Source organism: Neglectibacter caecimuris (assembly GCF_034335015.1).
GTDB lineage: Bacteria > Bacillota > Clostridia > Oscillospirales > Acutalibacteraceae > Acutalibacter > Acutalibacter caecimuris_A.
Window position 1 is genome coordinate 169,916 of record NZ_JAWXXK010000003.1, and the last position, 26,250, is coordinate 196,165.

At 51.6% G+C, this 26,250-nt stretch carries 25 protein-coding genes; 12 read left to right on the forward strand and 13 right to left on the reverse strand.

Annotation, left to right across the window (positions count from 1 at the left end; all coding sequences use genetic code 11):
* Positions 1-355: 355 nt before the first annotated feature.
* The 9 genes from U8T64_RS03965 to ispF form a co-directional block, all read right to left on the reverse strand.
* On the reverse strand, positions 356-916 hold the full coding sequence (locus U8T64_RS03965; protein ID WP_322181167.1) for a lytic transglycosylase domain-containing protein: 561 nt from the start codon (positions 914-916) through the stop codon (positions 356-358).
* Positions 913-2,538 (reverse strand): L-threonylcarbamoyladenylate synthase, encoded by a 1,626-nt coding sequence (locus tag U8T64_RS03970; RefSeq protein WP_322181169.1) that lies wholly within the window; start codon positions 2,536-2,538, stop codon positions 913-915. Before U8T64_RS03970 ends, U8T64_RS03965 begins: the two co-directional genes overlap by 4 nt.
* 355 nt (positions 2,539-2,893) lie before the next feature.
* On the reverse strand, positions 2,894-3,967 hold the full coding sequence (gene prfA, locus U8T64_RS03975; RefSeq protein ID WP_322181171.1) for a peptide chain release factor 1: 1,074 nt from the start codon (positions 3,965-3,967) through the stop codon (positions 2,894-2,896).
* Between the two features lie 53 nt (positions 3,968-4,020).
* Positions 4,021-4,215, reverse strand: a complete 195-nt coding sequence (locus U8T64_RS03980; protein ID WP_322181173.1) for a DUF951 domain-containing protein — start codon at positions 4,213-4,215, stop codon at positions 4,021-4,023.
* A 119-nt stretch (positions 4,216-4,334) separates the two neighbouring features.
* The gene (locus U8T64_RS03985) at positions 4,335-5,756 is read right to left on the reverse strand and encodes a CdaR family protein (protein WP_322181175.1); all 1,422 of its coding nucleotides are present in this window, start codon (positions 5,754-5,756) and stop codon (positions 4,335-4,337) included.
* Positions 5,757-5,759: 3 nt separating this feature from the next.
* Positions 5,760-6,704, reverse strand: coding sequence for a diadenylate cyclase CdaA (gene cdaA, locus U8T64_RS03990; RefSeq protein WP_322181177.1), 945 nt, complete (start codon positions 6,702-6,704; stop codon positions 5,760-5,762).
* A 612-nt stretch (positions 6,705-7,316) separates the two neighbouring features.
* Positions 7,317-8,459 (reverse strand): aminotransferase class V-fold PLP-dependent enzyme, encoded by a 1,143-nt coding sequence (locus U8T64_RS03995; RefSeq protein WP_322181178.1) that lies wholly within the window; start codon positions 8,457-8,459, stop codon positions 7,317-7,319.
* A complete protein-coding gene (locus U8T64_RS04000) occupies positions 8,456-8,683 on the reverse strand; it encodes a putative Se/S carrier protein (protein ID WP_322181180.1) in 228 nt (75 codons plus the stop codon). Before U8T64_RS04000 ends, U8T64_RS03995 begins: the two co-directional genes overlap by 4 nt.
* Before the next feature lie 143 nt (positions 8,684-8,826).
* Entirely contained in the window at positions 8,827-9,996 is a 1,170-nt protein-coding gene (gene ispF / locus U8T64_RS04005) for a 2-C-methyl-D-erythritol 2,4-cyclodiphosphate synthase (protein ID WP_322181182.1), read from the reverse strand.
* Between the two features lie 824 nt (positions 9,997-10,820).
* Here ispF and U8T64_RS04010 point away from each other — a divergent pair.
* On the forward strand, positions 10,821-11,495 hold the full coding sequence (locus U8T64_RS04010; protein ID WP_322181184.1) for a DUF421 domain-containing protein: 675 nt from the start codon (positions 10,821-10,823) through the stop codon (positions 11,493-11,495).
* A gap of 417 nt (positions 11,496-11,912) precedes the next feature.
* Here the strand turns inward: U8T64_RS04010 and U8T64_RS04015 are convergent, their stop codons facing one another.
* Both U8T64_RS04015 and U8T64_RS04020 read right to left on the reverse strand, forming a co-directional pair.
* Entirely contained in the window at positions 11,913-13,727 is a 1,815-nt protein-coding gene (locus U8T64_RS04015; RefSeq protein ID WP_322181186.1) for a Na/Pi cotransporter family protein, read from the reverse strand.
* 301 nt (positions 13,728-14,028) lie between these two features.
* The gene (locus U8T64_RS04020) at positions 14,029-14,778 is read right to left on the reverse strand and encodes a Fic family protein (RefSeq protein WP_322181188.1); all 750 of its coding nucleotides are present in this window, start codon (positions 14,776-14,778) and stop codon (positions 14,029-14,031) included.
* A gap of 253 nt (positions 14,779-15,031) precedes the next feature.
* Here U8T64_RS04020 and U8T64_RS04025 point away from each other — a divergent pair, with 253 nt between their 5' ends.
* The 4 genes from U8T64_RS04025 (at position 15,032) to U8T64_RS04040 (ending at position 19,832) form a co-directional block, all read left to right on the forward strand.
* The gene (locus U8T64_RS04025; RefSeq protein WP_322181190.1) at positions 15,032-16,756 is read left to right on the forward strand and encodes a hypothetical protein; all 1,725 of its coding nucleotides are present in this window, start codon (positions 15,032-15,034) and stop codon (positions 16,754-16,756) included.
* A gap of 281 nt (positions 16,757-17,037) precedes the next feature.
* The gene (locus U8T64_RS04030) at positions 17,038-18,195 is read left to right on the forward strand and encodes a trypsin-like serine peptidase (protein ID WP_322181191.1); all 1,158 of its coding nucleotides are present in this window, start codon (positions 17,038-17,040) and stop codon (positions 18,193-18,195) included.
* A 126-nt stretch (positions 18,196-18,321) separates the two neighbouring features.
* Positions 18,322-18,831, forward strand: a complete 510-nt coding sequence (locus U8T64_RS04035) for a hypothetical protein (RefSeq protein WP_322181193.1) — start codon at positions 18,322-18,324, stop codon at positions 18,829-18,831.
* Between the two features lie 59 nt (positions 18,832-18,890).
* A complete protein-coding gene (locus U8T64_RS04040) occupies positions 18,891-19,832 on the forward strand; it encodes a hypothetical protein (protein WP_322181195.1) in 942 nt (313 codons plus the stop codon).
* A 289-nt stretch (positions 19,833-20,121) separates the two neighbouring features.
* Here the strand turns inward: U8T64_RS04040 and U8T64_RS04045 are convergent, their stop codons facing one another.
* Complete coding sequence (locus U8T64_RS04045; RefSeq protein ID WP_322181197.1) at positions 20,122-20,628, reverse strand: helix-turn-helix domain-containing protein; 507 nt, start codon at positions 20,626-20,628, stop codon at positions 20,122-20,124.
* Between the two features lie 169 nt (positions 20,629-20,797).
* Between U8T64_RS04045 and U8T64_RS04050 the strand changes: the two genes are divergently transcribed.
* Positions 20,798-21,079, forward strand: coding sequence for a hypothetical protein (locus U8T64_RS04050; protein WP_322181199.1), 282 nt, complete (start codon positions 20,798-20,800; stop codon positions 21,077-21,079).
* A 588-nt stretch (positions 21,080-21,667) separates the two neighbouring features.
* Here U8T64_RS04050 and U8T64_RS04055 read toward each other — a convergent pair.
* Positions 21,668-22,786, reverse strand: coding sequence for an ISAs1 family transposase (locus tag U8T64_RS04055; RefSeq protein WP_322181201.1), 1,119 nt, complete (start codon positions 22,784-22,786; stop codon positions 21,668-21,670).
* 78 nt (positions 22,787-22,864) lie between these two features.
* On the opposite strand from U8T64_RS04055, the gene U8T64_RS04060 reads away from it, so the two are divergent.
* The 6 genes from U8T64_RS04060 to U8T64_RS04085 all read left to right on the forward strand — a co-directional run bounded on the left by U8T64_RS04060 (position 22,865) and on the right by U8T64_RS04085 (position 26,010).
* A complete protein-coding gene (locus U8T64_RS04060; RefSeq protein ID WP_322182020.1) occupies positions 22,865-23,197 on the forward strand; it encodes a plasmid mobilization protein in 333 nt (110 codons plus the stop codon).
* A gap of 260 nt (positions 23,198-23,457) precedes the next feature.
* Positions 23,458-24,102: a TetR/AcrR family transcriptional regulator gene (locus tag U8T64_RS04065; protein ID WP_251318750.1), complete on the forward strand. Its 645-nt coding sequence runs from the start codon at positions 23,458-23,460 to the stop codon at positions 24,100-24,102.
* The gene (locus U8T64_RS04070; protein ID WP_322181203.1) at positions 24,099-24,668 is read left to right on the forward strand and encodes a flavodoxin family protein; all 570 of its coding nucleotides are present in this window, start codon (positions 24,099-24,101) and stop codon (positions 24,666-24,668) included. Before U8T64_RS04065 ends, U8T64_RS04070 begins: the two co-directional genes overlap by 4 nt.
* Positions 24,665-25,066: an FMN-binding protein gene (locus U8T64_RS04075; protein ID WP_322181205.1), complete on the forward strand. Its 402-nt coding sequence runs from the start codon at positions 24,665-24,667 to the stop codon at positions 25,064-25,066. The genes U8T64_RS04070 and U8T64_RS04075 overlap by 4 nt, the downstream gene beginning before the upstream one ends.
* Positions 25,067-25,085: 19 nt before the next feature.
* Positions 25,086-25,256 carry a cysteine-rich KTR domain-containing protein gene (locus U8T64_RS04080; RefSeq protein WP_251318752.1) on the forward strand — a complete coding sequence of 57 codons (171 nt, stop codon included), beginning with the start codon at positions 25,086-25,088 and terminating at the stop codon, positions 25,254-25,256.
* Between the two features lie 331 nt (positions 25,257-25,587).
* Positions 25,588-26,010 (forward strand): RNA polymerase sigma factor, encoded by a 423-nt coding sequence (locus U8T64_RS04085; RefSeq protein WP_251318753.1) that lies wholly within the window; start codon positions 25,588-25,590, stop codon positions 26,008-26,010.
* Positions 26,011-26,250 lie beyond the last annotated feature (240 nt).

A 26,250-nucleotide genomic window follows, 5' to 3' on the forward strand; every position in this document is an offset into this window, starting at 1 on the left:
TGTTAGAAAGGGCAATGAGAAATTAGCAATTAGCAATGAGCAATGAAGGGCAAGGGTAGAGTAATAAATTATAGTTTAGCGAACTAGTCGGTAGCTGTTAGTCGTTAGAAAAGGGCAAATCCTTTCTTTTATCATTCTGAGGAACGCAGAAAGCGATAGCTTTCTTGACGAAGAATCTCGCCCTTAATTCCAGGGCAAAGGACGAGATTCTTCACTTCGTTCAGAATGACAGATAGAAAGTAAGCGGTTCGCCGCCAAATTCCAATTTAGCAAACTTTGTCCTTAAATTGCTCATTGCCCGGAGCGCAAATTGCGCTTTGCCCTTCTCTAACAACTAACAACTCCCAACTAACAACTATTCCCCGTACAGTTTTTCATAGTTTTCCATGGCCTTTTTTACTTTTTTTACATAGCTGTCCGTTTCCGGGTAAGGAATGGTGTGCAGGCTTTCGCCGTCGCTGGAATATTTTTCCTGTTCCAGCCAGCTTGCCACATTTCCCATGCCGGCGTTGTAGGCGCACAGGGCCACGTCCAGACTGCCGTACTGGTCCAAAAGCAGCCGAAGCAGGGCACAGCCGCAGTGGATATTATCTTCCGGATCCAGCACGTCTTCTCCGCCGTTTTCCGGGGGATAGAGGGAAGAAATCCACTGAAAGGTGGCGGGGGTCAGCTGCATCAGTCCCTTTGCCCCGGCGTGGGATTCCGCGTCTGATTCAAAGCCGCTTTCCGTCCGCATCACCGCGTAGATCAGGCTCTGATTCAAAGAAAACTCCCGTGCTTCCCGCCCTACCAGCTCTTCATAGGGCCGGGGGTACAGCAATCTCCAGCCGGTTTTTACCAGAGACGGCCCGGCGAAAATTCCCAAAAGCGCCACCACCAGCAAGACGGCGGTAAGCGCAAGGCCTCCTTTTCTCATGAGCAAGCTCCTCCGTTCTCGATCCGCAATTCCCGCAAAACGGGGACAAGGGCTTCCGCAAGGTTCGCCTCCGCCCGGTTTTCAATCACATGATCCGCCCGATCTGTATAAAAAGCTTCCTCCCGCTGGGCGGAAAGCCGCAGCAGGGCTTCCTCTTCGGAAATGCCGTCCCGCCACCGGATCCGAAGAAGCCGCTCCTCCTTCGGAGCGGTGACAGTTAAAATTCGGGCACAAGCCGCGTCCAGCCCGGCCTCAAACAGCGTGGGAGCGTCCAGAGCGACGATCTGCTTTCCCTGGACAAAGGCCTGCTCAATGGCCTTTCGCACGGCGGCCAGGATCCTGGGGAAGGTGATCTCTTCCAGGCTCCGCTTCCCTTCCGGGGTGGCAAAGGCGCGCCCGGCAAGTTTTCCGCGATCAAGCTCGCCCTGGGGAGCAACGTCCTCCCCAAAAGCCGCTTGAAGGGCGCCGACGCACTCCCTGTCATACACCTCCGGGCTGCGGGTAAGGGCGTCGCAATCGATCACGGCCCAGCCGGCCTGCCGCAAAAGCTCTCCTACCGTAGATTTTCCCGCGCCGCTGGGGCCGGTAAGTCCTACCACATAGTGGGATTCCGGATTGATCACGGAAAACCCCGCCGCGCGGATCAACCGGTTATACACCGCCAGGCCGATCCCACGTTTAGAGGGCATGTGCGCATAGACATGCTTCACGCCCAGCTCATCCAGCTGAGAAAGCCGGGAAAACAGAAGCCTGGCCTGCTCCTTGCCGTCATATCTGCTGCCGAAACAAAGGGAAGGCCCCCGTAAAAAGGGAAGATCCTCTTCCAGGCAAAGAGCATGGCAGTCCGTCTGCTGGTTTACATAACTTGAGTATTCTTCCGGGGAGGCATCTACCAGCGTGACCTCCGCCCTGGGCGCATAGTGCTTGTATTTCATGCCAGGAGAGGCGGCCACAGCCCCTTCCCGCAGCTGATGGAGCACTGCGGGGTCTACCTCTACCTTACCTAAAACGCTCTCCAGCTGTGCGAGGGTAACACCACCCGGACGCAGCAATTTCGGGCGTTCCCCCGCAAGGGTGATCACGGTGGATTCCACCCCTACCTGGCAATCTCCGCCGTCCACCAGCGCCGCCACCCGGCCCTCCATCTCTTCCCGCAAATGAGGAAAGGTGGTGGGGCTGGGCCTACCGGAGCGATTGGCGGAGGGCGCCGCCAGCGGGACGCCAGCCGCCCGGATCACCGCCTGGGCAACCGGGTGAGCGGGAAACCGCACCCCAACGGTGGAAAGCCCGCCGCTGGTTTCCATGGGGATCAGGTCGGATTTTTCCAAAATGATCGTCAGCGGCCCGGGCCAAAAGCGCTCTGCCAGCCGTAAAGCTGCTTCCGGGATTTTCCGGACTAGAGGCGCCCATTGAGAAAGCTCCACAATATGCACGATCAGTGGATTATCCACCGGCCTTCCCTTGGCGGCAAAAATTTTTTTCACCGCTTTCTGGTCCAAGGCATCGGCAGCCAGTCCGTAAACCGTTTCGGTAGGGATCCCCACCACCTCGCCGCCCCGAAGAAGCTCTCCGGCACGTGCTATCTCATTTTTATGTTCTCCATTGAAAAGTAATGTATCCATAGGCACGCTCCGGGATTCTGGATGCTGGACGGCAGATATAATGAGCAATGAGGAATGAGCAATTAGCAATGATAGGGGAAACCTGGTAAATAATTGCTAAATTATAGTTTAGCGCCCTTAGGCTCCACTTGCGCGAGTAAGGGGAGCTGTCAGCCGAAGGCTGACTGAGGGGATTGAAGCTGGCGATTCTATCCTGCTTTCTGCGTGTGACTATCCTTTCCACCGCCTATCGGCGGTCCCCCTTCCCTTGCAAGCAAGGGAAGGCTTTCGCTTATCGCACTAAATTCCAATTTATCGAGCGTTGGGTACAACGCTTGTGCCCTTCCTCATTGCTCATTCCTAATTTCCTCATCGTCTAACCGTTCCCCTCAGCCTCCAGCTGTGCGGCTCGGTCGGCGGCGATCAGGGGATCGATCAGCTGATCCAGTTCTCCCGCCATGATCTCTTCCAGCTTGTAAAGGGTCAGGCCAATGCGGTGATCAGTCACTCTGGACTGAGGGAAATTATAGGTGCGGATCCGTTCGGAGCGGTCTCCGCTTCCCACCTGGCTTCTGCGCTCCTCCGCCACCTGGGCGCTGGCCTTCTCCCGCTCCTGGGAAAGCAGCCGGGAACGCAGCACCTTCATGGCTTTGTCCTTATTTTTATACTGGCTTCTCTCGTCCTGGCACTCCACCACCATGCCGGTGGGAAGGTGGGTAATGCGAATAGCGGAGGAGGTTTTATTGATATGCTGGCCGCCTGCGCCGCTGGAGCGGAAGGTATCGATCTGTAAGTCCTTGGGGTCGATCTCCACCTCTACTTCCTCCGCTTCCGGCAGCACCGCCACAGTGGCCGCGGAAGTGTGAATGCGGCCCTGGGTCTCCGTTTCCGGCACTCGCTGCACCCGATGGGCTCCGCTTTCAAACTTCAGCCGGGAATAAGCCCCCGCACCGTCAATGAGAAAGCTGACCTCCTTAAAACCGCCCAGCTCTGTTTCGCTTAAGCCCACGATCTCCGTTTTCCAGCCCCGGTTTTCCGCGTAAGCGGTATACATGCGATAGAGATCATAGGCAAAAAGCGCGGCTTCCTCGCCTCCGGTGCCGCCCCGGATTTCCACGATCACATTTTTTTCATCGTTGGGGTCCTTCGGCAAAAGCAGCAGCTTCAGGCGCTCTTCCCATTCCGAAAGCTGTTCCTCGCTTTCCTTCAGCTCCGCCTGGGCCAGCTCTCGCAGCTCCCGGTCTGAGGATTCCTCTAAAAGCTCTTTTGCGCCGGTAAGAGCCTGAACGCAGCGCCGGTATTCCCGATACGCTTCCACAATGGGCTCCAGTTCCTTATATTCCTTCATCAGCTCGGCATAGAGCTCACGGTTTGCCGCCGTTTGCGGATCATACAGCTTCAGGTTCAGCTCTTCCAGCCGATTTTCAAACACCTGTAAATTTTCAAACATGGTAATTCAGCCTCTTTCTGTGTAAAGTTCATCTACTTGTCACACATGAGACTCTATGGCTCTTCCAGCTCTTCCCGAATGATTTTTTTGATATTCTTTTCGCATTTCAGCCGGGGGAGCATGACCTCCCGCCCACACTTACAGCATTTGATCTTAAAATCCATGCCGGAGCGCAGCACGGAAAACTCCAGGCTGCCGCAGGGGTGCGGCTTTTTCATGCGAAGAATATCGCCTACCCGAACGTCCATAAAGCTCCTCCTTCATAAAATCGGGTAAGGGAAGCGCGCCGCCTCCCTTACCTGATAAATACACCTTGTATCCCAGGACAGTTCCCGCATCAGCTTGCGGAAGATCTCTTCCGGGCTATTTATTCCTGGGGCGTTGCCACAAGCGGCGCCTCAGAAGATACGTCCTCCGGCAGAGCATTGGCCTGCATAGAGGCTCTGTCCGTGATCTGAACCAGCACCGTATATTTGCCCAAGACCCAACAGGTGTCAGAGCCGCTTCCGGTAATGGAAATGGTGGCGGGCACCTCAACACTGCCTGTGTGAGAAGCAAAATTTGTCAGATTCAGCTGCACAGAGAGAGAATCTCCTGTCAGCTTGGAAACCTGGGCTTCAGAGCCCACCAAGGCCACCTCCAAAGACTGGGTGTTGATTGTCACTTCTTTCCCCACCGGCTTGTTGGAGATCTGGAAATTATCCGAGTACACCGTGACAGCCGCGTCCCGGAAGCCGTTCAAATTCACCGTTACCGTTGCCTGGCTCACCGCGTTTTCTCCCACCGCGCTGATATTTCTGATACCGGTGGGCAGGGGGATATCCATGGTAAACGTGTTTTTCTGCTGAAGATCCAGCTCTGCGAAATCAATGGGCGTATTCAGTTGGATCTCCTTGATGCCCGCAAGCACTTCCGCCGAACCGGCAATGTCGATCGTAGCGGGGCTTACTGTGATCCGGCTGTCGGAAAAGCCCTTAGGCTGATGCACGGTAGAGGCCACAAGCGTTACCGTCTTTTTCGCTAAGATCGGAATGACCACATCGACCGTATCCACATCCATTTCCAAATACATGGCGGACACATCGCTGATCTCCTGGTTATTCTGATCGTACAGCCGCACAGGGCAGGTAAAGGAAGCGTCTGCCTTTAAGGGGCTGTCCAGCGTATAGCTTACCGCCGCCCGGCTGATCTTGTTCACGGAGGATTCCGGCCCGGCAATGGTCACCGATTCCGCTGAAAACACAGGAGCGCCGGGATAGAAGCTGGCGTCCGCGCTATATTTGATCTCCTCGTGCTCTATGGGAAAGGTGACCTCCTTATAGCGGTCATACTCCACGGTGATCTCCTCGGGGTTGACGGAAACAATATTGTAGTCAGAAATCGACGTTTTCTTTTCTGTGCGGACCCGGGCAGTGGCTTTCTGCAGCGTGTTCCCGGTCAGCTTTGTAGAGGTGAGGTTCAAATTCACGGATACCTCAAAATCCGCGGCGGACAGCTTATTGGTGATCAGGCTGCTGCCAGAAATTTCCAGATCCGCCGTATTATAGGACATATTGAATACCCGAAAGCCGTCCTCCTCTGCGGCGGAAGACAGCTTTACGGAAATCGGCACATCCGTGATCACACGATTGCTGTCTCCGTTTCCGGCGGCCAATACAAACCAGGAAATCAACGCCACACAAAAGGAGAAAATCAAAACAAAGGTGTTGTGATAAAAGATCCCATTCAAGCTCAGTTTTTTCTTTTTCTTTTCAGGCTCTTCCTGAGAGGCCTTTTTTTCTTCGTCCACGCTTTAGCCCCCTTTCTTGGAGGAACCGGAGCCAAACCCCAGCTTCCCCAAAATCCGCCTGCCGCCGGAGGAGGGTTTCCCGGAAACGCCCAGTAAGGTGCGCTCCAGCATTTCTCCCAGACTGACCCGGTTATAATTTCTGGTCAATCTTCCGTTCATGGCAATAGAGATCTGCCCGGTCTCTTCCGAAACCACCACCACCACCGCGTCGGAATTCTCGCTCATACCCAGGGCGGCCCTGTGGCGGGTGCCCAGATCAGCGCTGACACTGTCGCTGGCGGTAAGAGGCAAAATACAGCCCGCGGCATGCACCTTGCCATTTCGGAGGATCATGGCCCCATCGTGCAGAGGCGCTTTGTTAAAAAATATGTTGGCGATCAGCTGGGCAGAGGGATCGGCCTCTACAATGGTGCCTGTAGCGGCGATCTCCCCCAGCTTCGTATGGCGTTCAAACACAATGAGCGCACCCATGCGCATCTGTTGGAGCAACGCGGTGGCCTCCACCACGCCGTCGATCGCCCGGTGGATCTCCGCCTTGCCGTGCTCCTTTTCCTTCATGCCCACCGCGCTTGCCAGAGACTGCCCCACCTTGCTGCGGCCCACCTGCTCCAATGCCTGACGAATCTCCGGCTGAAACAGAATGACCGCCACAATAAAGGCAGACTGGAAAAATGAATGCAGGATCGCGTTCAGCATCATCAAATTCAGCACATTGCTGGAAGACACCCAAAACAGGACTACCAGCAGAAGGATCCCTTTTACCAGCTGCCCCGCCCTGGTTTCCCGTACCAGCTTGATCACGCCATACAACAGGACTGTGACGATCAGAACATCGACCGCGTCCTTCAGCGTGAACTGCCGGGCCACATTCAGGATCGTCTGGCCTGTTCGAGACAGGGAGTTCATCAATGCGTCCATCGCGATCCTTCCTTTCTTTTCAAATTCCATAACGGCGTCCGCCATTCAGGGAAGGGGGCACCCGCTTTTTAGGCAACACCGCACAAAGATTGTGCGCAAGTTGTGCAGTCAGATTTTTCGTCAGAGTGCATAGATTGAGCGCAGTCAATCTCGTGATTGACAAGCGAACGCTGTGCGCTATGGCGGAAAATCTGCAAGCAAATTGTGTGCAAAGGCCTCAAGCCGGTCTTTGTGCGGTGTTGTTTTTATTTATTCTAACACAAAAAAAGCGCAAATAAAAGGGGTTTTGCGATTTCTCTGAAAGTTTTCCCGTTTCTTGGAACCTGTATTCATAACCGAAAATGCCGGATGAACGAGAATTTTTCGTGTTGCTTTAGGGCTTGTTTGAAAAAACGCAAACGCCGTCTTTTGCCCAAAGCGGACGGATTTCTGCGTTGGAAATCCCAGACGGGCATCAGCCCGTCTTGTGGTCCTCCGCCTTGAAACCGTCTCGCCTTGTACAAAAATCCGGCATTTTCTCTATTTCAAACAACCCCTGGGCAAATTTGGGCAGGCATACTGTCCGTATGGCAAGCAAATTTAACGACGAGCAGCGCGAAAAAGTCCGCTCAGACGGCGTTTGCAGGTTGTGAATACAGGTTCTTATTTTTGGCAGATCTGCCTTACTCTGGAAGCCAGCATCTCCATTTCCTCCCTGCGGGTGAATATGGAGGGAGACACCCGAACCGTGCCTGTTTCCGTTCCCATTTTGTCATGGGCAAGGGGCGCGCAGTGCAGCCCGCAGCGCACGGCGATCCCGGCCCCTGCCAGCGCCCCGCCTACAGCCTCGCTGGGCATTCCCTCTACGGTAAAGGAAAGCACAGGCAGATACCAGGGCAGGCTTGGCGCCTCTGTATACAGCTTTACCCTGGAAATCCTGGAAAGTCTGCCGTAAAGCAGGCGGATCTTCTGCATTTCCTCCTGCCAGATCCGTTTTGGCCCCTTCTTTTTCACAAATTCCATACCGGCCCGCAGGCCCAGGATCCCCGGTACGTTCAAAGTGCCGCTTTCATACCGCTCCGGCGGATCGTCCGGCTGGAGCATACTGCGGGACTGAGTACCGGTCCCTCCCTCGATCAGCGTGGCAAGCTGATCCTGAGGATCCCGGAAGATCAGCATACCGGTACCCATGGGGCCGTACAGCCCCTTATGGCCCGCGCAGCACAAATAGTCGATGCCGCTGTCCGTCAGGTTAATGGGAACCAGGCCCGCGCTTTGAGCGCAGTCTACACAGATCTTTGCGCCATACTGATGACACAGGGCGGCGATGCGCTCCACCGGGACCCGAATGCCAAATACATTGGAGGCCTGAGTACACACCACCAGCTTCGTATTGGGCCCCATGGCCTGCCGGAAGGCTTCCATGGTGGCATCGCTGTCGGCGGGAGTCACTTTAGCCACGGTATAGGTCACGCCCCGCTTTGTCAATTCGGAAAGCGGGCGCATGACGGCATTGTGCTCCAGATCGGAAACCACCACATGGTCGCCGCTTTTGAGAAACCCCTTCAGCACCTGATTGAGCGCCTGGGTGCAGCTGGGTTGAAATACCACGCATTCCGGGCCCGCCGCTCCGAAGAGCTGAGCCGCGCACTGGCGGCATTCGTAAATGGCCCGCGTTGTCCGCATGCTCATTTCATAACCGCTTCGCCCGGGGTTAGCCCCCAGCTCGCGAAAGGATCTCAGCATGGCCTCCCGCACGCCAACTGGTTTTGGATAGGTGGTAGCGCTGTTATCCAGGTAGATCATTCCGCATCATCCTGTTCCAGCCTGCCCAGTATTCTGATTTTGTTTTCCCGCAGGATCCGCTCCGCGGCGTCCGCCCCCTGGGGGACGTATACACCGTAGCCGCAGCCTGTTTCCGCTGTTCGGGGGATCCGCTCTACATACCCCCGTATTCCGTGCCGGGTCAAAAGCTCCCTGGCCTTCATGGCATAGGTCACAGAACTCACCATGATCAAGGGCTTGCCCATAAAAATCACCTCGTTATCTTATCTGCGAAAAATTTCACAAGGCCTTCCCCAAAAGGGGTATGGCTTATCCCATTTTATGCGCAAGACAAGGTTAGGTGATTCTAGACGCTAGATGCTAGATACTGGATAAGGGATTAAGGGCTTTAAGGCCGAGTGTTCAACAGGGCTGTGGCGGAGGCGGCCATGCCTTCTCCGGCTCCGGTAAAGCCCAGGCCTTCCTCCGTGGTGGCCTTTACACTGATTTGATCTACCTCCACACCGCAGGCCCTGGCCAGGTTTTCCCGCATTTTTTCAATATAAGGGGCTATTTTCGGGCGCTGGGCGATCAGGGTGCAGTCCAGATTTCCGATGGCATATCCTTTTTCAGAGAGGAGCTTACACACCTCGCTTAAAAGCTTCAGGCTGTCCGCGCCCTCATAGCGCGGGTCGGTATCGGGGAACAGCTTGCCGATATCTCCCAAAGCCGCCGCGCCCAGCAGGGCGTCCGCCGCCGCATGGGTCAGCACATCGGCGTCCGAATGGCCCAAAAGACCTTTTTCAAAGGGAATTTCCACCCCGCCCAAAATCAGTTTTCTGCCCTCTGTCAGACGATGCACATCATAACCGTATCCGATCCGCATGGTATTCCTCCCCATTCCGTTTTCTCCCGCAAGCGCCCGGAGAACCGGCAGATCCTCCGGGGTGGTGAGCTTGATATTCCGGTAGTCTCCCTCGGTCAGCTTCACCCTTCCTCCGGCGGCCTCAATGAGCTGGCAATCGTCCGTATAGCTTTTCCCCTGCTCCTCAGCCCGGCTCAGGGCATACAGATACAGCTCCTTCTGAAAAGCCTGAGGGGTCTGTATGACAAAAAGCTTTTCCCGTGGCGGCGTTTCCTCTACAAAAACTTCCCCCAACTTACAGGTGTCCTTGGAACGCACCGCCGCCGTGGCGGCCCCGTGCTCCAACGCGTCCGCACAGACCCGGTGAGCCAGCTCCGGCGTTACCAGGGGCCGGGCGCCATCGTGAATCAACAGGTACTCCCATTGGGGCCCCAAAGCTTCCACACCCCGGCGAACCGATTCCTGCCGGTCTTTTCCTCCCTCCACAAAGGTGACCGGCAAAGGGAGCCCTTCTGCCGCCTGCTCCATAGCCGGAAGATCCTCAGGCCTGCACACCACCACCAGCTGCCCGATGTCCTCACAGGCGGAAAGAGCGCGAAGCGACCAGCGCAGCACAGGCATTCCGCCCAGTTCCAGCAGCACCTTGGAGCGTTCTCCCCCCATGCGACTGGAGCTTCCCGCCGCCACGATCACCGCGCCGAATTGCTTTTCCATGCTTCACGCTCTCCTTTTACAAAAATATTTGCGATTATTTTAGCACGATTCTCCCCTTTTTTCCATAGCCGCTTTTAAGAGCCTATCCCAAAATAATCGATAGCTTCACTTGACAAGGGTAAACACACCTCATGGGGACTCAAAGGGCGCGCTGGCGGCGTTTGAGTCCTTGCCAAGTACAGCCCGCCTGCAAAAACCGCCTTGTCTGGCTGAAAATCTGACGGCGCTATCTGCGCATGTCTTATTTCGAGACAGGCTCTAAGAAATCACAGGACAGCACAAAAAAGGCCTGCTGCGAAATATCACATTTCACAACAGGCCCTATCCTTCTCAGCTTGCCGGGAAAACACAAAGAAATTCCGGCTGTATGAGCTTCAACCTTCAAAAGCAGGCAATGCGCATTATTTCAGCTTGAGAAAACATGGAAGCTATCTCCTCCCCGGCGGAACACTGCCTTTAAAGACAGCCATCAACCGACTGAGCCCTATCATACGGCTTTCCCCGTTTTTCCCGCGGCCTAAAACCAGCCACAAAAGAAAACCCGCACCCCCTATGAGCAGAATAAATTTGATTCCACCCAAAATCCAAGGCCACGCCGCTGTGAAAAAATCGCCCACAGGAAAGCCCCCTTTTTGAAATGATCTTTGCCGCCGAAGTTCCTGACGAACAGATAAATAAATCGAAACAATTTTAGTATTTTTCAAAATAAATATTTTATTAAGAATACAACAAGTTTTCATGCAAGTCAAGTACAAAACAAAAGTTTTTGCATACAGAATAACTTAAAGATCCTCCGGACAGGCTATCAAAAAAGGAGGCTTTTTATGGAATTCCTGCAAATACTGGGCACCACCCTGCTTTCCCTGGTGATCCTGTTTATTTTGACGAAGCTCATGGGCAACAAGCAGATCTCACAACTGACCATGTTCGATTACATTACCGGCATCACCATCGGCTCAATCGCGGCGGAGCTTGCCACAGAGCTGGAAAACCCCGTTCGGCCTACAGAAGCCATGATCATTTACGGCCTGACGGCGGTGCTGATTTCCTTTTGCTCCTCCAAATCCAACCGCCTGCGGGGCTTTTTAGGCGGAAAACCCATTATCCTGCTGCAAAACGGTGTTCTGGACAGGAAAAAGCTGAAAAAAGCAAAGCTGGATATCAACGAATTTCTGACCATGGCCCGGCTGGCGGGCTTCTTTGACCTGAGTCAGGTACAGACCGCGGTATTTGAGCAGAACGGCAACGTCAGCTTTCTGCCGAAGGCGCAGTACCGCCCGGCCAACCCCAACGACATGAAGCTGCCCGTGCAGGCGGAGGAGCTGCTGCTGAATGTGATCGTGGACGGCAACGTGATGGAACGGGAGCTCACCATGGCAGGCAAGGACCCCCAATGGCTGCGGGAACAGCTGAAGCGGCAGAATTTTGACAGCCCGAAGGAAGTATTTCTCGCCACAGTGGATCAAAACGACACGCTTACCTGCTTCCCGAACAAATAAATTTTGCAAAACGTGATCGGCTGCCGGACAGGTGTCAGCTGCGGGCGGCAGTTGTTGAGAAGGGCGGAAGCGCAATGAAAAATGAGCAATGAAGGGCAAGGACACAGGCGCTTCAGGTTATCCACTCACCTCCCTCCTGTCATTCTGAACGAAGTGAAGAATCTCGTCTTTCGGCTCTTTACTCAGGAATGAAAGGCGAGATTCTTTGTCACTTTGTTCCTCAGAATGACAGTTGGAAACTGTGTGTTAAACTACAATTTACCGGACGCTGCTTGCAACGCTTGGGCCCTTGCCCTTCATTGCTCACTGCTAATTGCTCATTGTATCTAAGCCCTTTCTAACAACTGACCACTCACAGCTAACTACTGAAAAATGGTCTGCTGCAAAACGGTTCGTTTTGCAGCAGACCATTTTTTATTAGGACGCAGGGAAAAGGCTCTCCTGGCGGCTGTCCCACTCTTCGCCGCCTTCTTCCTTAGGCTGGCTGGGTTCCGGCAGCTTGTAAGCCTCTCTGTAGGCATCGAAGGCCTGGGTGAATTCCTGCCCGCCTCCGGTTTTGACTTCATTCAGATAGCCGTGGGTATCCATGACGGAATCCTTGATCTGGATCACTGTTACGGCAATATTGGAGCAGTGGTCGGAAACACGTTCGTAATTCGTCAGCAGGTCGGTAAGGACAAAGCCCAGCTCAATGGTACAGCGGCCTTCCTGCAGCCGCCGGATATGCCTGCTTTTCAGCTCCAGCTTCAGATCGTCTATTACCTGCTCCAGGGGCTCCACCTTGCCTGCTAAAGCGTTATCCTCCTTTTCAAAGGCCTCTACCGTAAGGCTGAGGATATCCACGATTGCCCTGGTGATCACTACCAGCTCCTGCTGAGCCGTTTCGGAGAACCGCAGCTTTTTATCATCGATCTCCTGAGCCACCCGGAGAATATTCACGGCATGGTCGCCGATGCGTTCAAAATCACCGATGGCGTGCAGAAGCTCCGCCACCTCGTTGCTGTCTGAGCGGGAAAGGTTTTTGCTGCTGAGCTTTACCAGGTAGGTGCCCAGCTTGTCCTCGTACAGGTCGATCTCATTTTCCATTTCCGTAACGGATTCCGCGATCTTCGCGTCAAAGGCGTCTACCAGGCCAATGGCCGCCAGCATGGAATCTCTGGCGGTTTTTGCCATACGCACCGCCAGGTTCCGGCACTCCACAATGGCAAAGGCCGGGGAAAGCAGCAGGCGCTCGTCCAAAAGCTCTTCTTTCGTGCTCTTTTCCCGAATGGTGAGCTTTGCCAGCTTTTCCAGCTGCTTGGAGAAGGGCAGCAGGATAAAGGTATTGATCACATTGAACAGCGTATGTACCACGGCGATCCCCAGCGTGCCGATGGGAGAATCTACAAATTCAAAACGGAACACTGCGTTCAGCAGATAAAACACGGAAAGGCAGATCGCCGTGCCAAGCACCTTGAAGTAAATGCTGACCGCCACCACACGCTTGGCGTTTTTGTTGGCCCCAATGCTGGAAAGCAGCCCGGTCACACAGGTGCCGATATTCAGGCCCGTAATGATGGGGATCGCCATGCCGTAGGTGATGCTCCCCGTCATGGAAAGGGACTGCAAAATACCCACGGAAGCGGCGGAGCTTTGGATCACACCGGTGACAATGGTACCAAGCAGAATTCCCATCAGAGGGTTCTTGAACATAATGAGGATATCCTGGAAAAAGGGCATATCCGCCAGCGGACTGACCGACGCGCTCATAAAGGTCATGCCCGTCATCAAAACGGAAAAGCCCAGCAGGATCGTACCGATATCCCGCTTCTTCCCTTCCTTGTGAGCCATCACCAGGAAAATACCGAGTAAGGCAACCAGAGGAGAAAAGGATTCCGGCTTCAGCATGCGCAGCAGGAAGCTTTCGCTTTGAATGCCGGTGGCGCTTAAGATCCATGCCGTCAGTGTGGTGCCGATGCTGGAGCCCATGATCACGCCCACCGTTTGGCTAAGCTCCATGATGCCGGAGTTCACTAAGCCCACCAGCATGACCGTCATGGCGGAGGAGGACTGAATGGCAATGGTGATCACCGCCCCCAGAGCAAGGCTTTTGAACTTATTGGAGGTCATGGATTTCAGCACATGCTCCAGCTTGCCGCCCACCATTTTTTCCAGGCCCGTGGACATGACGTTCATACCATACAAAAAGAACGCCAGCCCGCCTAACAGCGTAAAAAGGGAAAAGATATCCATACCGATTTGTCTCCTGAGTTTGAGCAGCCGCCGAAGCAAGCCGCCCTTTTCAAAATTCTTTCCGTTTCTTCTCTGTTTTTAGACAAAATTATATTACCATAGAACCCATACAAAGTTCAATGGATATTTTCAAAAAAAGGAAGGAGTTTTCAAGAAGAAAAAAGGACGTTTTTTAAAGCACGAAAAACAGGACAGTAAAAAAAGAACTGCCATAAAGTGATAGCGGCCGCGGCAGTTCTCAAGCTCCGCATATGCATGCTTTCCGAAGCAGGATCACCTCAATCTTTTTTTGGGGCCTGCCTTAACAGTGGAAAACTGCCGAACTCTGCTCAGACTTTGGCGGCATAAATTTCCCGATTTGCTCCCGATAGATATCCTGCGCCATTTGGAAGGTGCCGATCAAATACCCGGGTTGATGAGGATATTCCCGCAGCCCGCGATAGTAAAACAGCTTATCACGATCAAGGATTACAAAAGGTATCAGGTCATTTTTCAAGCATTCCCGAAACAGGATCATTCTTCCCACCCTGCCGTTGCCGTCCTGAAAGGGATGGATCGCTTCAAATTGATAGTGGAACTCCGCCAGCTCCTCCAGCGTATGCGCCGCTTTTCGGTGATACCGCCCCAGCAGCGCCTTCATACGTATGGGCGTCTGCTTCGGTGTGGCGGTTTTGATTTCCCCCACGGCGTTGGCCACAGTCTTATAGTCTCCCACTTGAAACCAGGGCAAGGCGGAATCTGTGGTGCCGGTTTTTAACACGCGATGATATTCCTTGATTAATTCTTCTGTCAGCGGTTCTTCCGCATGATCCAGCATTCTGTCAAACAAGCGAAAATGGTTGAGAGTTTCCACCACGTCATCAGCACGAATAGGCTGTTCCCCTTCCGGGAAAAAAGAACTCGTCTCATAAATGTAACGGGTTTGCTCTTCTGTGAGGCGGGTTCCCTCCATATGATTACTGTTATAGGCAAATTGAATCTGCGTCAGGTGATACAGTCCGCCCTTGTATTTCGCTTCCCGTTCCGCACGCAGCAATTCCAACAGCGTCACAGAAGCACTCCCTTTCTGCTGAAAGCTTTTTCGCAATTTGTCTTCTTTATATATTATAGGCTGGCACTGTCAAAAAGTCAAAGCAAGCCACAGCTTTTCCAATTCTTATATTTCTCTTACACCGAAGGCCCATCTATTGCTTTCCGGGGGCGGTTCCTGTATGATGAATGCGTAAACCACCTGTGGACGGGGAATTCGAACCTGCGGGAACCGTCCCGCAAAGCCCCGCGGGGGAAAAAGGAGAACCATGAAAATGGAACAGACAGAAAAGAAGAACACTCAAAAAAGGCCCGCAAAGAAGGGCGGCTGGAAGGGCCATCTATGGGCCGTACTGCTGACGCTTCTTGCCTTTGCCGTATATGACTATGTAGAGCTGCCCGCCTATAATATTCAGTCCGGGGAAACCTGGTTTACGGTGTGCGGGGTGCTTGCCCTGTTCGGCGTGCTGGAGCTGATTTTCCATTCCGGCCTGCGGCTGGAGGCAACAAACGAGCCCAGTAAAATGATTTTCGGCTCTTCCCAGGGCGGCTTCACCCTGAAACACACAGGCCCCAAAAGGACTTTGGGAAAATACTGTGTATTTGCGGCCGTGGCCATCGCCGCCGTGGGACTGCTTTGCTCCTTTGCCTCCTCTACCGTGTTTCATGCCAAGAGCTATGCGGCCATTGCGGGACCCATTGAAAGCCGGGATTTCATTGCCGATACCCCCGCCTCTGAAACCATTTCGGATATCGCCCTGATGGATTCAGGCAGCGCCCAGATCATCGGCGCCAGGGCCCTGGGTTCCCTAAACGAGCTGGTCAGCCAGTTCGAGATCAATTCCCAGTACACCCAAATCAACCTGAACGGCAGGCCCATGAAGGTCTCTCCCCTGGAGTACGCCGATTTCTTCCGCTGGTGGAATAACCGCTCTTCGGGAATTCCCGGCTACATCGCTGTAGATCCCGTAAAAAACACCAGCGAGTATGTGAAGCTGAAGGAGCCCATGCGGTATGCGGAATCCGCCTATTTTGACAAGGATCTCCGCCGTCATCTGCGTTTTTCTTACCGCACCGCCATTTTCGGAAATTCCTATTTTGAGATCGGCGAGGACGGCGCCCCCTACTACGTGACAGCCGTACTGAAAAAAGATGTTTTTCTCTTCGGCGGCACCGACGTCAAGGGCGCTGTGATTTTGAACGCCTGCACCGGCGAGACCCAGTATTACGATGTGGCCGATATCCCCTCCTGGGTGGATATCGTGTACGACGGCGATATGCTTGCCCAGCGGTACGACTGGTACGGCGAGCTTTCCGGCGGCTATTTCAACTCTCTCTTCGCCAAAAAGGACTGCAAGCACGTGACCGACGATTACGGCTACAAAATGTTTGACGACGATGTGTGGGTGTTCACCGGCGTGACCAGCGTTGCCTCCGACCAGTCCAACATCGGCTTTGTCCTGATGAATTCCCGCACGGCGGAGATCCGCTACTACCCCATTCCCGGCGCGGAGGAATACTCCGTGATGCGCTCCGCCGAGGGCGAGGTGCAGAACCTGGGTTATACCGCCTCCTTCCCCTCGGTGATCAATGTGGAGGGTCAGCCCACCTATATCATGGTGCTGAAGGACAAGGGCAGTCTGGTAAAGCAGTACGCCCTGATCCATGTGGAGCGCTATAACATTGTGGTGACCGCCACCACCCAGCGGGAGGTCATGGCAAAATACAAAAACGCCCTGCTGGAAAACGGTATGATCTCCGGCGTGTCCACCCCGGCGGAAAACCCGGACGCTGTTACCGTAACGGTAAAGGATATCAAATACCTGGTGCAGGACGGCAATTCTTTCGCCTACCTGATCACAAGCAGGGACGAGATTTATAAGATAGACTGCGCCGCCTTTGAAACCGTAGTGTTGACAGAGCCCGGCGACCGGGTACGGCTCTCGGCTGTGGAAGAAGAAACCGGGGTAAACACGGTGTTGACCTTTGAGCTATTGTAAAACCAAGCTGCTTTAGAAAAGCCGTTTATCTTACAGTTTCATAGAAAGTTCTTGTTTTACCAAGGCTGCAAGCGTTTCAAAAAAGCAAACAGGTATTTTGAGTTGTAATACAGCTTAAAATGCCTGTTTGTTTTTCTTTAACATATCCCTTAATGAGAAGCTTTTTATTGACTATATTCAATATTTAATTTATAATGTAATATAATTAAGTACTTGGCTTTACGCTTAACAAGCTGAAAAGGCCACCTATTCATGAAGGAAGGAAGGGAGGAAGGGAGAAAATGAAAAAGTCTAAACGGTTCGTTTCTTTTCTGCTGGCTGCTCTGCTGCTTTTGATTTCACCGCCTTCTGTTTTTGCTGCAGGAGATCATATCGCGCCGGAAACACCTCCGGAAAAAGAAGCGTTAATTGCTCAGGCGGAGGAGCTTTTACAGTGTGAAAACGGGGAATTTCCGGAGGAGCTCTGTCTGGAAGAATTCTGCGGCGCATTGGCGGAAATTGATCCCGAGCTTGTGGAAAGAGTCTATCAGCACATCGAGGCTGTCGCTTATCCTGCCGAGATAGAGGAGGCGCCGCCCGCAAATTACGCGCTTACCTCAGAGGAACCTCATCGCCACGGGGTATATGTCCGTGACGGTGATGGAGGATATTATATTTATAACGATTCTCCACCGCAGGAGGAAACTCTTCCGGAGGAGCCCTCGAAGGAAGATACTGAAGGAATAGAACCTTACAGTGTTGCCGATTATAACCTTGTTACAAATCCACAGAACAATCGGCTGACTAGCACAGTTTGCAAGGTAATTTCTAAACGTGGGAGATTTATTTTACACAGTTCTGGTTTTTTTGTGAGCAGTATTGTAGTGGCGACCGCAGCACATGCGCTTTATAGAAATAAGTGGGATTTGGGTGATAGCGGTTGGGCCGATGAGGTCTATATTTACCAAGCCTATATCCCTGGAAACAATACTCCCTATGCGCGTGTTTATGCTGATAATACCCAAATGCGTGTAGGTGCTTCTTGGAAAGGTAATTACCGCAACGATGATGACTGGGGTGTATTTGTAGTCAAAAAAGCAATGCAAGGAAGTTATTCTTATCTTCCCAAAAAACAAATCAGTGCAAAGACTTATACCGGAAAAGCGATTACAACCTATGGATATCCATTGATGGAGGATTTGGTTGAGCATCCTATGTTTGCCACGAAGGGAAAAACAATTGCTCCTCGCAGCCAATTTGGCACATACCGCGTTTTGTTTTCTACCGGAACCGCCGGAGACAGTGTTCCTGAATTTACAGGAATAAGTGGTGGCCCGGTGGTAGACAGCAACGGATATGTGACAGGGATTCACATTGCCTACACAACTGACAACCCAAGAGCATTTTTAGCTGTTGCCTTTGACAGCGATCTATACAAAGCTCTAAAAGCATATGAATAATAGGTAACCTCTAAAAACTCATTGTTCCGATGAAATGATTTAGAAAAATCGGCCTTTTACAGGCTTTACAAGTGCATTTTTCTGAGTTTTTAGAGACTCCCAATAAAAATTTCAGGAGTAATTTTGATGAATTGTATAAAAAAATCTTTTTCCCTATTTTCATTGCTGATTTTTTTGTTTTTGTGTGGGGGATGCAGTATTTCTTCTGATACGAACGCTTCTTCAAAATCAATGGCATTTTCTGCCGCGCCCTATTCCGATATGGAAAATCCTTCCTCAGATAATGGAAAAAGCTCCATGGAAAGCTTATCTGGATCCTTCGACGATTTTGAAGCTCCTACCTACTACTTATATCAGGGCGGTGGATTCCTTGTAGCAGATGATCAGCTGGTACAAAACACAGAGAAAGGGATTTTGCTTCCCGATGGACGGCTGGTAACCAAAGAGGGAGTTTTGCTTCCTGACGGCACTCTGCTTTCCGATGAGGATCTCACATTTTACCGTTACGGCCCAAACAAACAGGCAACTGTTCTCACACTTTCAGACGGTACCCAAATCATTGATAATTTCGGCGGCGAACAAGCATATCCTCCTGTCCCGACCTCGCCCCCGTCCTCTTCCGATCCGAATTTGTAGAGTCTTTCCTTCCGATGCCTGTAAAGATTTGAACAACTCTGCTAAAGTGGAGTGATTTCATGAACCAAATAAAGAAATTTTTCTTTTTTCCATTATGGCTTTACCTGCTGTTCTGCGTCGGGTGTACTGCCGGTGAGGAAAGCTCTCCCTTAAACGCTTCTTCCGGCCCGGCGGCTTTCTCTGCTCCCGCAAGCTCTTTTGCCAGCGAACCGGAGAACTCATCGGAGGCTTCCGCTCTAACTGAAGCTCCTACCTATTATTTTGATGAAGCTCACGGGGAAAGCCTTTTGGCAAAGATCACGGAGGAAGGAACTCTGCTGCCTGACGGACGGTTAATTACCTCTGAGGGGGTCGTGACGCCCGACGGGAAAGTGTTTTACGCGGAGCAGGCGCCGTTCCCGTATGTTCAGGAGAATCGAACGGTTCCGGAAACAGTGCAGACCCTTCCCGACGGCACCAGGATCGTGGCGACTACCTATTATTTCAACAACGATCTCTGCGACTGCCCTGTGGCGAAGATGGTGAAAGGTGAAGATCCGATCCTCACCACTGGCACCTTTTACGACATTTTGCTTCCCGATGGAAGGCGCATAACCGGCCGGGGCGTGCTGCTGCCTGACGGTGCTACGGTCTATCAGCCTTATGCTCCATTTTACTTCAATTATGTAAACTATCCGGAACCGGAGGCGGCAATGACCCTTCCGGACGGCACGCGGATCATAGCGAAGGAATACTATTATGGCGGGCCTTATGAGGAGGAAAGCGTTCTGATCCACCGGTCTGAAAAGGACGAAAACGCCCTGCAACTTCCCGACGGCAGAATAGCAGGCAAAAACGGCGTTTTTCTGCCGGATGGAACCAAGCAGTATTCTTTTGAAGAAATCATTCCTCCCCATTTTGAAGCTCCAAACGGTTACCTGGTAATGATGATGTTTCCTGATGGCACGCGGCTTATCAATCCCTATGGCGGTGAAACAGCTGCCGCTTCTCCGGGGCCTTGACCGATCCGCGGTGCATTTGCGCCGGCAGAATTTTTCGCTGAATTGACAGGCAGGCCCCCAAGCGAACGCTTGGGGGCCTGTGAGCGTGTCGAAAAAACTTTTCGCCACGCTCAAACTTCTTGAGGAAATTAAAGATTCCCTCAAGAAGTTCTGATTGAAACGCGAGAGAGGGACCCTGATGGTCCCCTCTCACACTCTTCCCCCTTCCGTTTCTTACGGTTAGAGAGTTTATCGACAGCCCGGCAGACCCCCGAGCATCCGCTCGGGGGCCTGTTATTTTATGCTACGCTTACTTTCTGCCGATCAGTCGCTTTTTGAAGGCACGGAATTTTTCTCCATACCGGGTGGTGTAGAGAACGCCCACCAGCAGCCCGCCAAATACAAGGCCCAGCATGGCATCGGATAGATCGGCGTAAAAGGGGGTTGCCGTCAGCTCCCACAGGTCCAGCACCATGTAGACCAAAAAAGCGGCAAGGGCCGCCAGCAGCAGCCATTTCAGCCTTCTGAACAGGGCAAGCTTTTCCTCGTTGCTGTAGTCTGCCACCTGCAATACGGTTTCCTTTGTTTTTTTATCCATTTCTTCTGTTCTCCTTTCTCCGGTTAAAAGCTCTTCCAGATCGGTTTCAAAATACTCTGAGATCTGGATCAACAGATCCAGGTCCGGCAGATTGTTCCCGTTTTCCCACCGGGAAACGCTTCGGTTGGACACGCCCAGGATCTGCGCCAGCTGCTCCTGGGTCACGCCCCGCTCCTTGCGCAGCTCCTTTAAGAAGCCGCCGATTTTTTGCTGGTCCACAGCTTTTCATCTCCTTTCGTTTTGCTCAGCATAGCACGCTTCATCGAAAAATCACAGGACACAGCGCGGGAATTTCCGAAATTCCCGGTTTTCGAGAGCCGGGTCTTGAAAAAAACACGGAAAAAGCATAGAATGCACTTACAGCTTATAAAGAGAGAGGTGCGCCGTCATGTTTTCCAACGCAGACCGGCAAAGACTGGACTATTTGGCCCACCAGCAGGTGGAAATTGCTCACAGTAAGAAAATGCAAAAGCTTCTGAAGGCCTGGGAAAAGCACGGGCGCTTTGACCCGGACAGCCGCCCCATGGTCACCATGGAGCTATGGACCTTCCGGGAGGATATCCTTCCCCCGCTGCTGGAATGTACCGGGGAAGAAGCCCGAAAATGGGAAGAGCGCTTCCTGATGAATATCGTCAACCACACCTTATTTGACGACGATATCTTCCCTTAACAAGAGCATACATAAGCACAACAAACTAAATGGGCTGTCAACCTTACACAAAACACCGCTTCCGCTAAAAAACGGAGCGGTGTTTTTGTATGGCTTCTGGTCACCGTGACCAGAAGCACCCCGCCTATTTTCCCCGTTCCGTCCACGGAGGCTCTGCTGGATTATCCCCCGTCGCCGCGCCACCCATAGCACAGCCGGGGCAGCCTGTCAAGGGCAAAGCCGCCGCTACGCGGCGGTGCTCCGCACCCTTGACAGGCTGCCCCAGTTGTGCTACCTCCCAAGGCGCGACGGGGGATATATCCTCCAGAGCCGCCCCCTTTCCCTGGATAGGGAAAGGGCGGGGGGATAGAGTCGAACCGCTTCCCCCTCAAACCGCTGTCTTTCCACGGCTGATATGTGGACAATTAGCAATTTCAAAGCTTTGCCCCGCAAGGGTTTCCGGCCCTGGTTTCATAGGAGCTGGTATAGTATCATTCCCCAGGCCCGATTTATCGGAATACTGTCAACATTTGAATTTATGGGAGGTATCTATGAGTAGCAAAAAATCAGTGGCTTACGGCTCCGAAAGTCAGTCAACAGTCAGGGAAATCAATTTTCAAGGATATGAGAAATAACCGAGGGATCAAGCAGGCAGTTAAACATAATTTGGGAAAGGGGACGTTTAGAATTAGAAGCGGTTTTGAATTGCTTAATCAAGCTCAAAGCAAACTTTCTGAGCATATTCAGGTTCTGTTGGATGGTACGATTTACGATACGACAGAAGTCTTCCGAAAAATGGACATCAAGAATCCAGTGCATGGATTCCACGGCCCATTCCATCCGGGCATGATGAAGCAGCTCCAGGGCGGTAAGATCGCGGCTGGAGATATAGTAATGCCATTCTTCGGTTTTAGCCCCTTTTCTCTCGAATTCTGTCTTGATTGCGCCGATACAGCATAGATTCTTCCACTTTTCTTTCCCCAAAAGCCAGCCCACATCTGTTGTGGTATATGCAGTCCGCCTTTCAATCCGATCCCGGCTCTTTTCTGTGACGGATTTGCGATCCATCGTTTTTCTCAGGCTCTCATCCTGAACATATTCCCTGATCTCCCTTTCCAAAACAGGCTGGTTCCCTTTTGCGTCCAGCAGATAATCGCCCTTGCCCCGGACGATTGTTTCTGCCGTTTCTCTTTGGCAGTTCAGCGCATCCGCCACCACCATGCATTCCTGAATGTCCAATTCACCGATCAGCTGCTGGACCGCTGGGATCTCATTGCTTTTCCCTTCCACGCTTTTGGATGCAAAAGTGATTCCCAATTCTGATATCTGGGCGCTGATGATGTGCAGAGGGCTGTCATAGCTCTCCATTTTGCAGGTTGAGCGTACCGTTTTCCCATCTAAAGATATGGTGAGTCCCTTTCGCTCCTTTGGCAGTATGCTTTCCGCCCATTTCATCAGGCACTTGTTCAGCGATTCCGGTTTTATCAGTTTTAACAGACTAAGCAGCCAATAATAGCACGGAATGTGCTCAATTCCGAATTCTTCCTTCAAAAATTCGCTGACTTTGTCACTCTCCGCCCACTGGTGTATTTGGCTTATATTCCGCAGTCCGCACATACTTCCCAGAACCACTATACTAATCGCTTCCGGAATACTGCAAAAATATCCGCTGTATTCCCGGCTCGCTTCTACTTCCTCGAAATATTCGACTATTTGCTGCTTTCCCATCCCTCTAGTATAGCTCCTTTTTATCCCTTTTGCAAAAATTGATTTCCGTGGTCAACAGTAGTTGCAGGAAAGAAACGTATTCGGAGTACATCGGTTTGTGTCTGGCTGTCCCAGGATGAACAGGCAAAAATCCGGGAACGTATGGCAGATGTGGGCATCCGCAACCTTTCGGCCTATATGCGGAAAATGGCTCTTAACGGCTATGTACTTCATGTTGACCTCGCTCCTGTCAAAGAAATCGTCTCTCTGCAAAGGCGGTGCGCAAATAATCTCAATCAGATTGCTGTCCGGGCAAATACCCAAGGAGGAGTTTACCCCAATGAAATCAAGGCTCTGCAAAAAGATTATGCGGATTTATGGGAACCGCTCTCTGAACTGCTGGAGAGACTTTCGGAGATAGTGGCGCTGTAAGCGCATAAGGCCCAGGAGCGTCAGCGACGGGGCCGCAGACAGGGGAGCTTCTGGTCACGGTGACCAGAAGCTCCCGGCGGGTTTGGGGGCACCCCAACAAGCATTTTCGCAAGGCGAAAATCGCAAGTGTTATACACTTGCCCTGCTTGCCACTTACGTGCTCCCTTGGAAACTCCCGCAAAATTATGTATGTGGCTATTGACAAAACACCTATCTCCCCCTATAATTAAACTAAGAGTTTAATTATAGGGGGAGATACTATGGGCCGACGAAAAAAGGAGCCAAGAAGTGTACATCGGGAAAACATTGCATCTGTGGCCTCTCAATTATTTGCTGAAAGGGGTATTTCCTCAACGTCTATGGATGACATAGCTAAGGCGGCAGGATATAGCAAAGCAACTCTCTATGTGTACTTTGAAAACAAGGAAGAAATTGTAAGCATATTAGTGTTAGACAGCATGAAAAAACTTTGTTCCTATATTTCTTCTGCTTTACAACATCAAAAGTCAACAAGGGCAAAGTACGACTTGATTTGCAAAGAGTTAGTACGGTATCAGGAAGAATATCCTTTTTATTTTAAGATGACGCTTGAAAAAATCAATATCAATTTTGAAAACCAGGATTTCTTCCCGGAAGAAAAAGAAAGTTATCAGGTAGGAGAAGAAATAAACAAAATGATAAAAGGACTTTTGCTGTCCGGTATTGAAAGCGGTGATCTGCGCCGTGATATGGAACTTATACCAACATCATTTTCATGTTGGGGGATGCTATCGGGACTTATTCTTTTGGCAGCGAATAAAAAGGACTACATCCAAAAGGAAATGGGCTTGTCCCCAAACGAATTTCTTCAACACGGCTTTAACATGATTTATCAATCTATTGCAAATACGGAGGAAACACAGTGAATTCAAAAAAGGTACTTGCTATTTTAGGCAGTCCTCGTGCGGATGGAGTAACTGCCACCATGTTAGACTATTCAATCCGCGAAGCAGAAAAAGCTGGATATATCGTGAGCAAAATCAATTTGTACGAAAAGCAAATATCCTTTTGCACTGGATGCAGAAGGTGTCTGGACTCTGGAATGTGTATTCAAAAAGACGATATGCAAGAAATCGTTCTATTGTTGCACGAAAGTCAAATTGTACTTCTTGCGGCACCTACATATTGGGCTAATGTCCCCGCCCCGGTAAAAAATCTATTTGACCGTTTGCTGGGAACGGCTATGAAAGAAACTGCAACATTTCCAGAACCTCGATTGTCCGGGAAAAAATATATGCTCTTGACCGCCTGCAATACGCCAGCCCCATTTTCGTGGTTATTTGGACAGAGCAGGGGAGCAATACGAAACATGGACGAATTTTTCAAAACCGCTGGGATGAAGTCAATGGGGAAAGTAGTCTGTGCAAATACTGGTAAAGCAAAGAAAGTACCTGAACAGATATGGCGAAAAATAGAGAGGTGTTGGAGATGAAATGCTCTATAAAAAAAGCAACCGTAACCATTATTGCTTTAGCTATTTTGGTAGGAGGCATTTTTCTTGCAATCTATTTGAAGCAAGTGGCCGATTATAAGCACGCTGTAAGTGAAATTTCTATTGAAGAAATCTGCCTTTCGGATATTCCGAATGGGGTCTATATTGGCGAATGCGATGTTAATTTCATCCATGCTAAAGTAGAAGTTACAGTACATGGAGGAGTAATTACAAACATCCGTATTTTAGAACACAAAAATGAGCGGGGCCAAGCTGCGGAAGCAGTTGTTGAGAAAATTATTTCAGAACAGAGGATAGATGTTGATGCCGTAACAGGCGCAACCAATTCCAGTACAGTTTTGAAAAAGGCAGTTGAAAACGCCCTTAAGAACAATTAGCGAAAAGTTAAGGTGGTAAATGTTAATGGAATGGATACTTTGCCCTATATGCGGGAATAAGACCCGCGACAGAATACGAGAAGATACTGTCTTAAGAAATTATCCTCTTTTCTGTCCAAAATGCAAAAAGGAAACTATAATTGACGCAAAGAATTTGAAAATAACAGTTATCAAAGAGCCAGACGCATAGACGCAGGGCCGATAACACGCAGATGAAAAATGCGGTTATCGGCTTTTCTATCGAAAGGTACGGCAGCCGTTAGGAGGTTAATGCTGTGCCTTTCTATTTTATTCCCCCACCTGACTTGTCAAAAAAAGCCCTTTCCCCCTAAAGGGCAGCCCTGGCCGCAACCGCGAAAATTGTAATATCCCGTCGCCCAGACACGTCCGTATAGCCTTGCGCTGTGCGGGCGTTTTTTTATCCCGGCGCTTCTGGTCACCGTGTCCAGAGGCTCGCTGCCGCTCCCCGCCCCTCCATTTCGATCTGTCCCTTTCCGCCAACATCGAAATGGAGGTTACTTATGACAACCATCAAATTAAACCGCTACTATCCCCACCTGACCGAAAATATCACCCTGGAAGTTTCCGACGAAATCGCCGTCGTTCTCTCCACCGGGGGCTGCCAGTGTGACAGCTACAAGCGCCGCAAGCGGGAGCATAACGAGTGTTCCCTGGACGTTGACCCCGGCTTTGAGCCGGATGTGATGTTCCCTCCCCTGACCCCGGAGGAAATCATTCTGGACGAGGAAAACCGTTCCGTCCTCTACGCCGCCCTTGACCGTCTCCCGCCCATCCAGGCCCGGAGAGTGTATGCCCACTACATTCTGGGCAAGAAAAAGTCCGAGATTGCCAGGGCTGAAAATGTGGTGGAAAGCTCTATTTGCAGCAGTATTCGCCGGGGCTTGAAAAATCTCTGTGAAATTTTGAAAAATTTTTACAGGTAGGGAGCAACAAACGGCCCTTTTCCCGCCTGATAGGTAAGGAGGCTTATACACTGAGGACAACTGAATACACAGTATTCCAGGCACAAAACCTGTGTGAATAGCGACGAAAGGCGCGCCGCCAGGACAGCCCGCTCAAGGAGGTGAGAGAAGTGGGCCGAGCGATCAGCGCGAACCTTTGACCTGGCCCTGGCAAGCCGGGCGCGACGACAGCGCGGGGGATAATGAAACTTGCTCACGCCC

What these genes read in the sequence shown, in the direction of transcription:
- U8T64_RS03965 (WP_322181167.1), bottom strand. Translation starts at nt 916, where the DNA reads ATGAGAAAAGGAGGCCTTGCGCTTACCGCCGTCTTGCTGGTGGTGGCG.
- U8T64_RS03970 (WP_322181169.1), bottom strand. Translation starts at nt 2,538, where the DNA reads ATGGATACATTACTTTTCAATGGAGAACATAAAAATGAGATAGCACGT.
- prfA (WP_322181171.1), bottom strand. Translation starts at nt 3,967, where the DNA reads ATGTTTGAAAATTTACAGGTGTTTGAAAATCGGCTGGAAGAGCTGAAC.
- U8T64_RS03980 (WP_322181173.1), bottom strand. Translation starts at nt 4,215, where the DNA reads ATGGACGTTCGGGTAGGCGATATTCTTCGCATGAAAAAGCCGCACCCC.
- cdaA (WP_322181177.1), bottom strand. Translation starts at nt 6,704, where the DNA reads ATGGAATTTGAAAAGAAAGGAAGGATCGCGATGGACGCATTGATGAAC.
- U8T64_RS03995 (WP_322181178.1), bottom strand. Translation starts at nt 8,459, where the DNA reads ATGATCTACCTGGATAACAGCGCTACCACCTATCCAAAACCAGTTGGC.
- U8T64_RS04000 (WP_322181180.1), bottom strand. Translation starts at nt 8,683, where the DNA reads ATGGGCAAGCCCTTGATCATGGTGAGTTCTGTGACCTATGCCATGAAG.
- ispF (WP_322181182.1), bottom strand. Translation starts at nt 9,996, where the DNA reads ATGGAAAAGCAATTCGGCGCGGTGATCGTGGCGGCGGGAAGCTCCAGT.
- U8T64_RS04010 (WP_322181184.1), top strand. Translation starts at nt 10,821, where the DNA reads ATGGAATTCCTGCAAATACTGGGCACCACCCTGCTTTCCCTGGTGATC.
- U8T64_RS04015 (WP_322181186.1), bottom strand. Translation starts at nt 13,727, where the DNA reads ATGGATATCTTTTCCCTTTTTACGCTGTTAGGCGGGCTGGCGTTCTTT.
- U8T64_RS04025 (WP_322181190.1), top strand. Translation starts at nt 15,032, where the DNA reads ATGGAACAGACAGAAAAGAAGAACACTCAAAAAAGGCCCGCAAAGAAG.
- U8T64_RS04030 (WP_322181191.1), top strand. Translation starts at nt 17,038, where the DNA reads ATGAAAAAGTCTAAACGGTTCGTTTCTTTTCTGCTGGCTGCTCTGCTG.
- U8T64_RS04035 (WP_322181193.1), top strand. Translation starts at nt 18,322, where the DNA reads ATGAATTGTATAAAAAAATCTTTTTCCCTATTTTCATTGCTGATTTTT.
- U8T64_RS04040 (WP_322181195.1), top strand. Translation starts at nt 18,891, where the DNA reads ATGAACCAAATAAAGAAATTTTTCTTTTTTCCATTATGGCTTTACCTG.
- U8T64_RS04050 (WP_322181199.1), top strand. Translation starts at nt 20,798, where the DNA reads ATGTTTTCCAACGCAGACCGGCAAAGACTGGACTATTTGGCCCACCAG.
- U8T64_RS04055 (WP_322181201.1), bottom strand. Translation starts at nt 22,786, where the DNA reads ATGGGAAAGCAGCAAATAGTCGAATATTTCGAGGAAGTAGAAGCGAGC.
- U8T64_RS04065 (WP_251318750.1), top strand. Translation starts at nt 23,458, where the DNA reads ATGGGCCGACGAAAAAAGGAGCCAAGAAGTGTACATCGGGAAAACATT.
- U8T64_RS04075 (WP_322181205.1), top strand. Translation starts at nt 24,665, where the DNA reads ATGAAATGCTCTATAAAAAAAGCAACCGTAACCATTATTGCTTTAGCT.
- U8T64_RS04080 (WP_251318752.1), top strand. Translation starts at nt 25,086, where the DNA reads ATGTTAATGGAATGGATACTTTGCCCTATATGCGGGAATAAGACCCGC.
- U8T64_RS04085 (WP_251318753.1), top strand. Translation starts at nt 25,588, where the DNA reads ATGACAACCATCAAATTAAACCGCTACTATCCCCACCTGACCGAAAAT.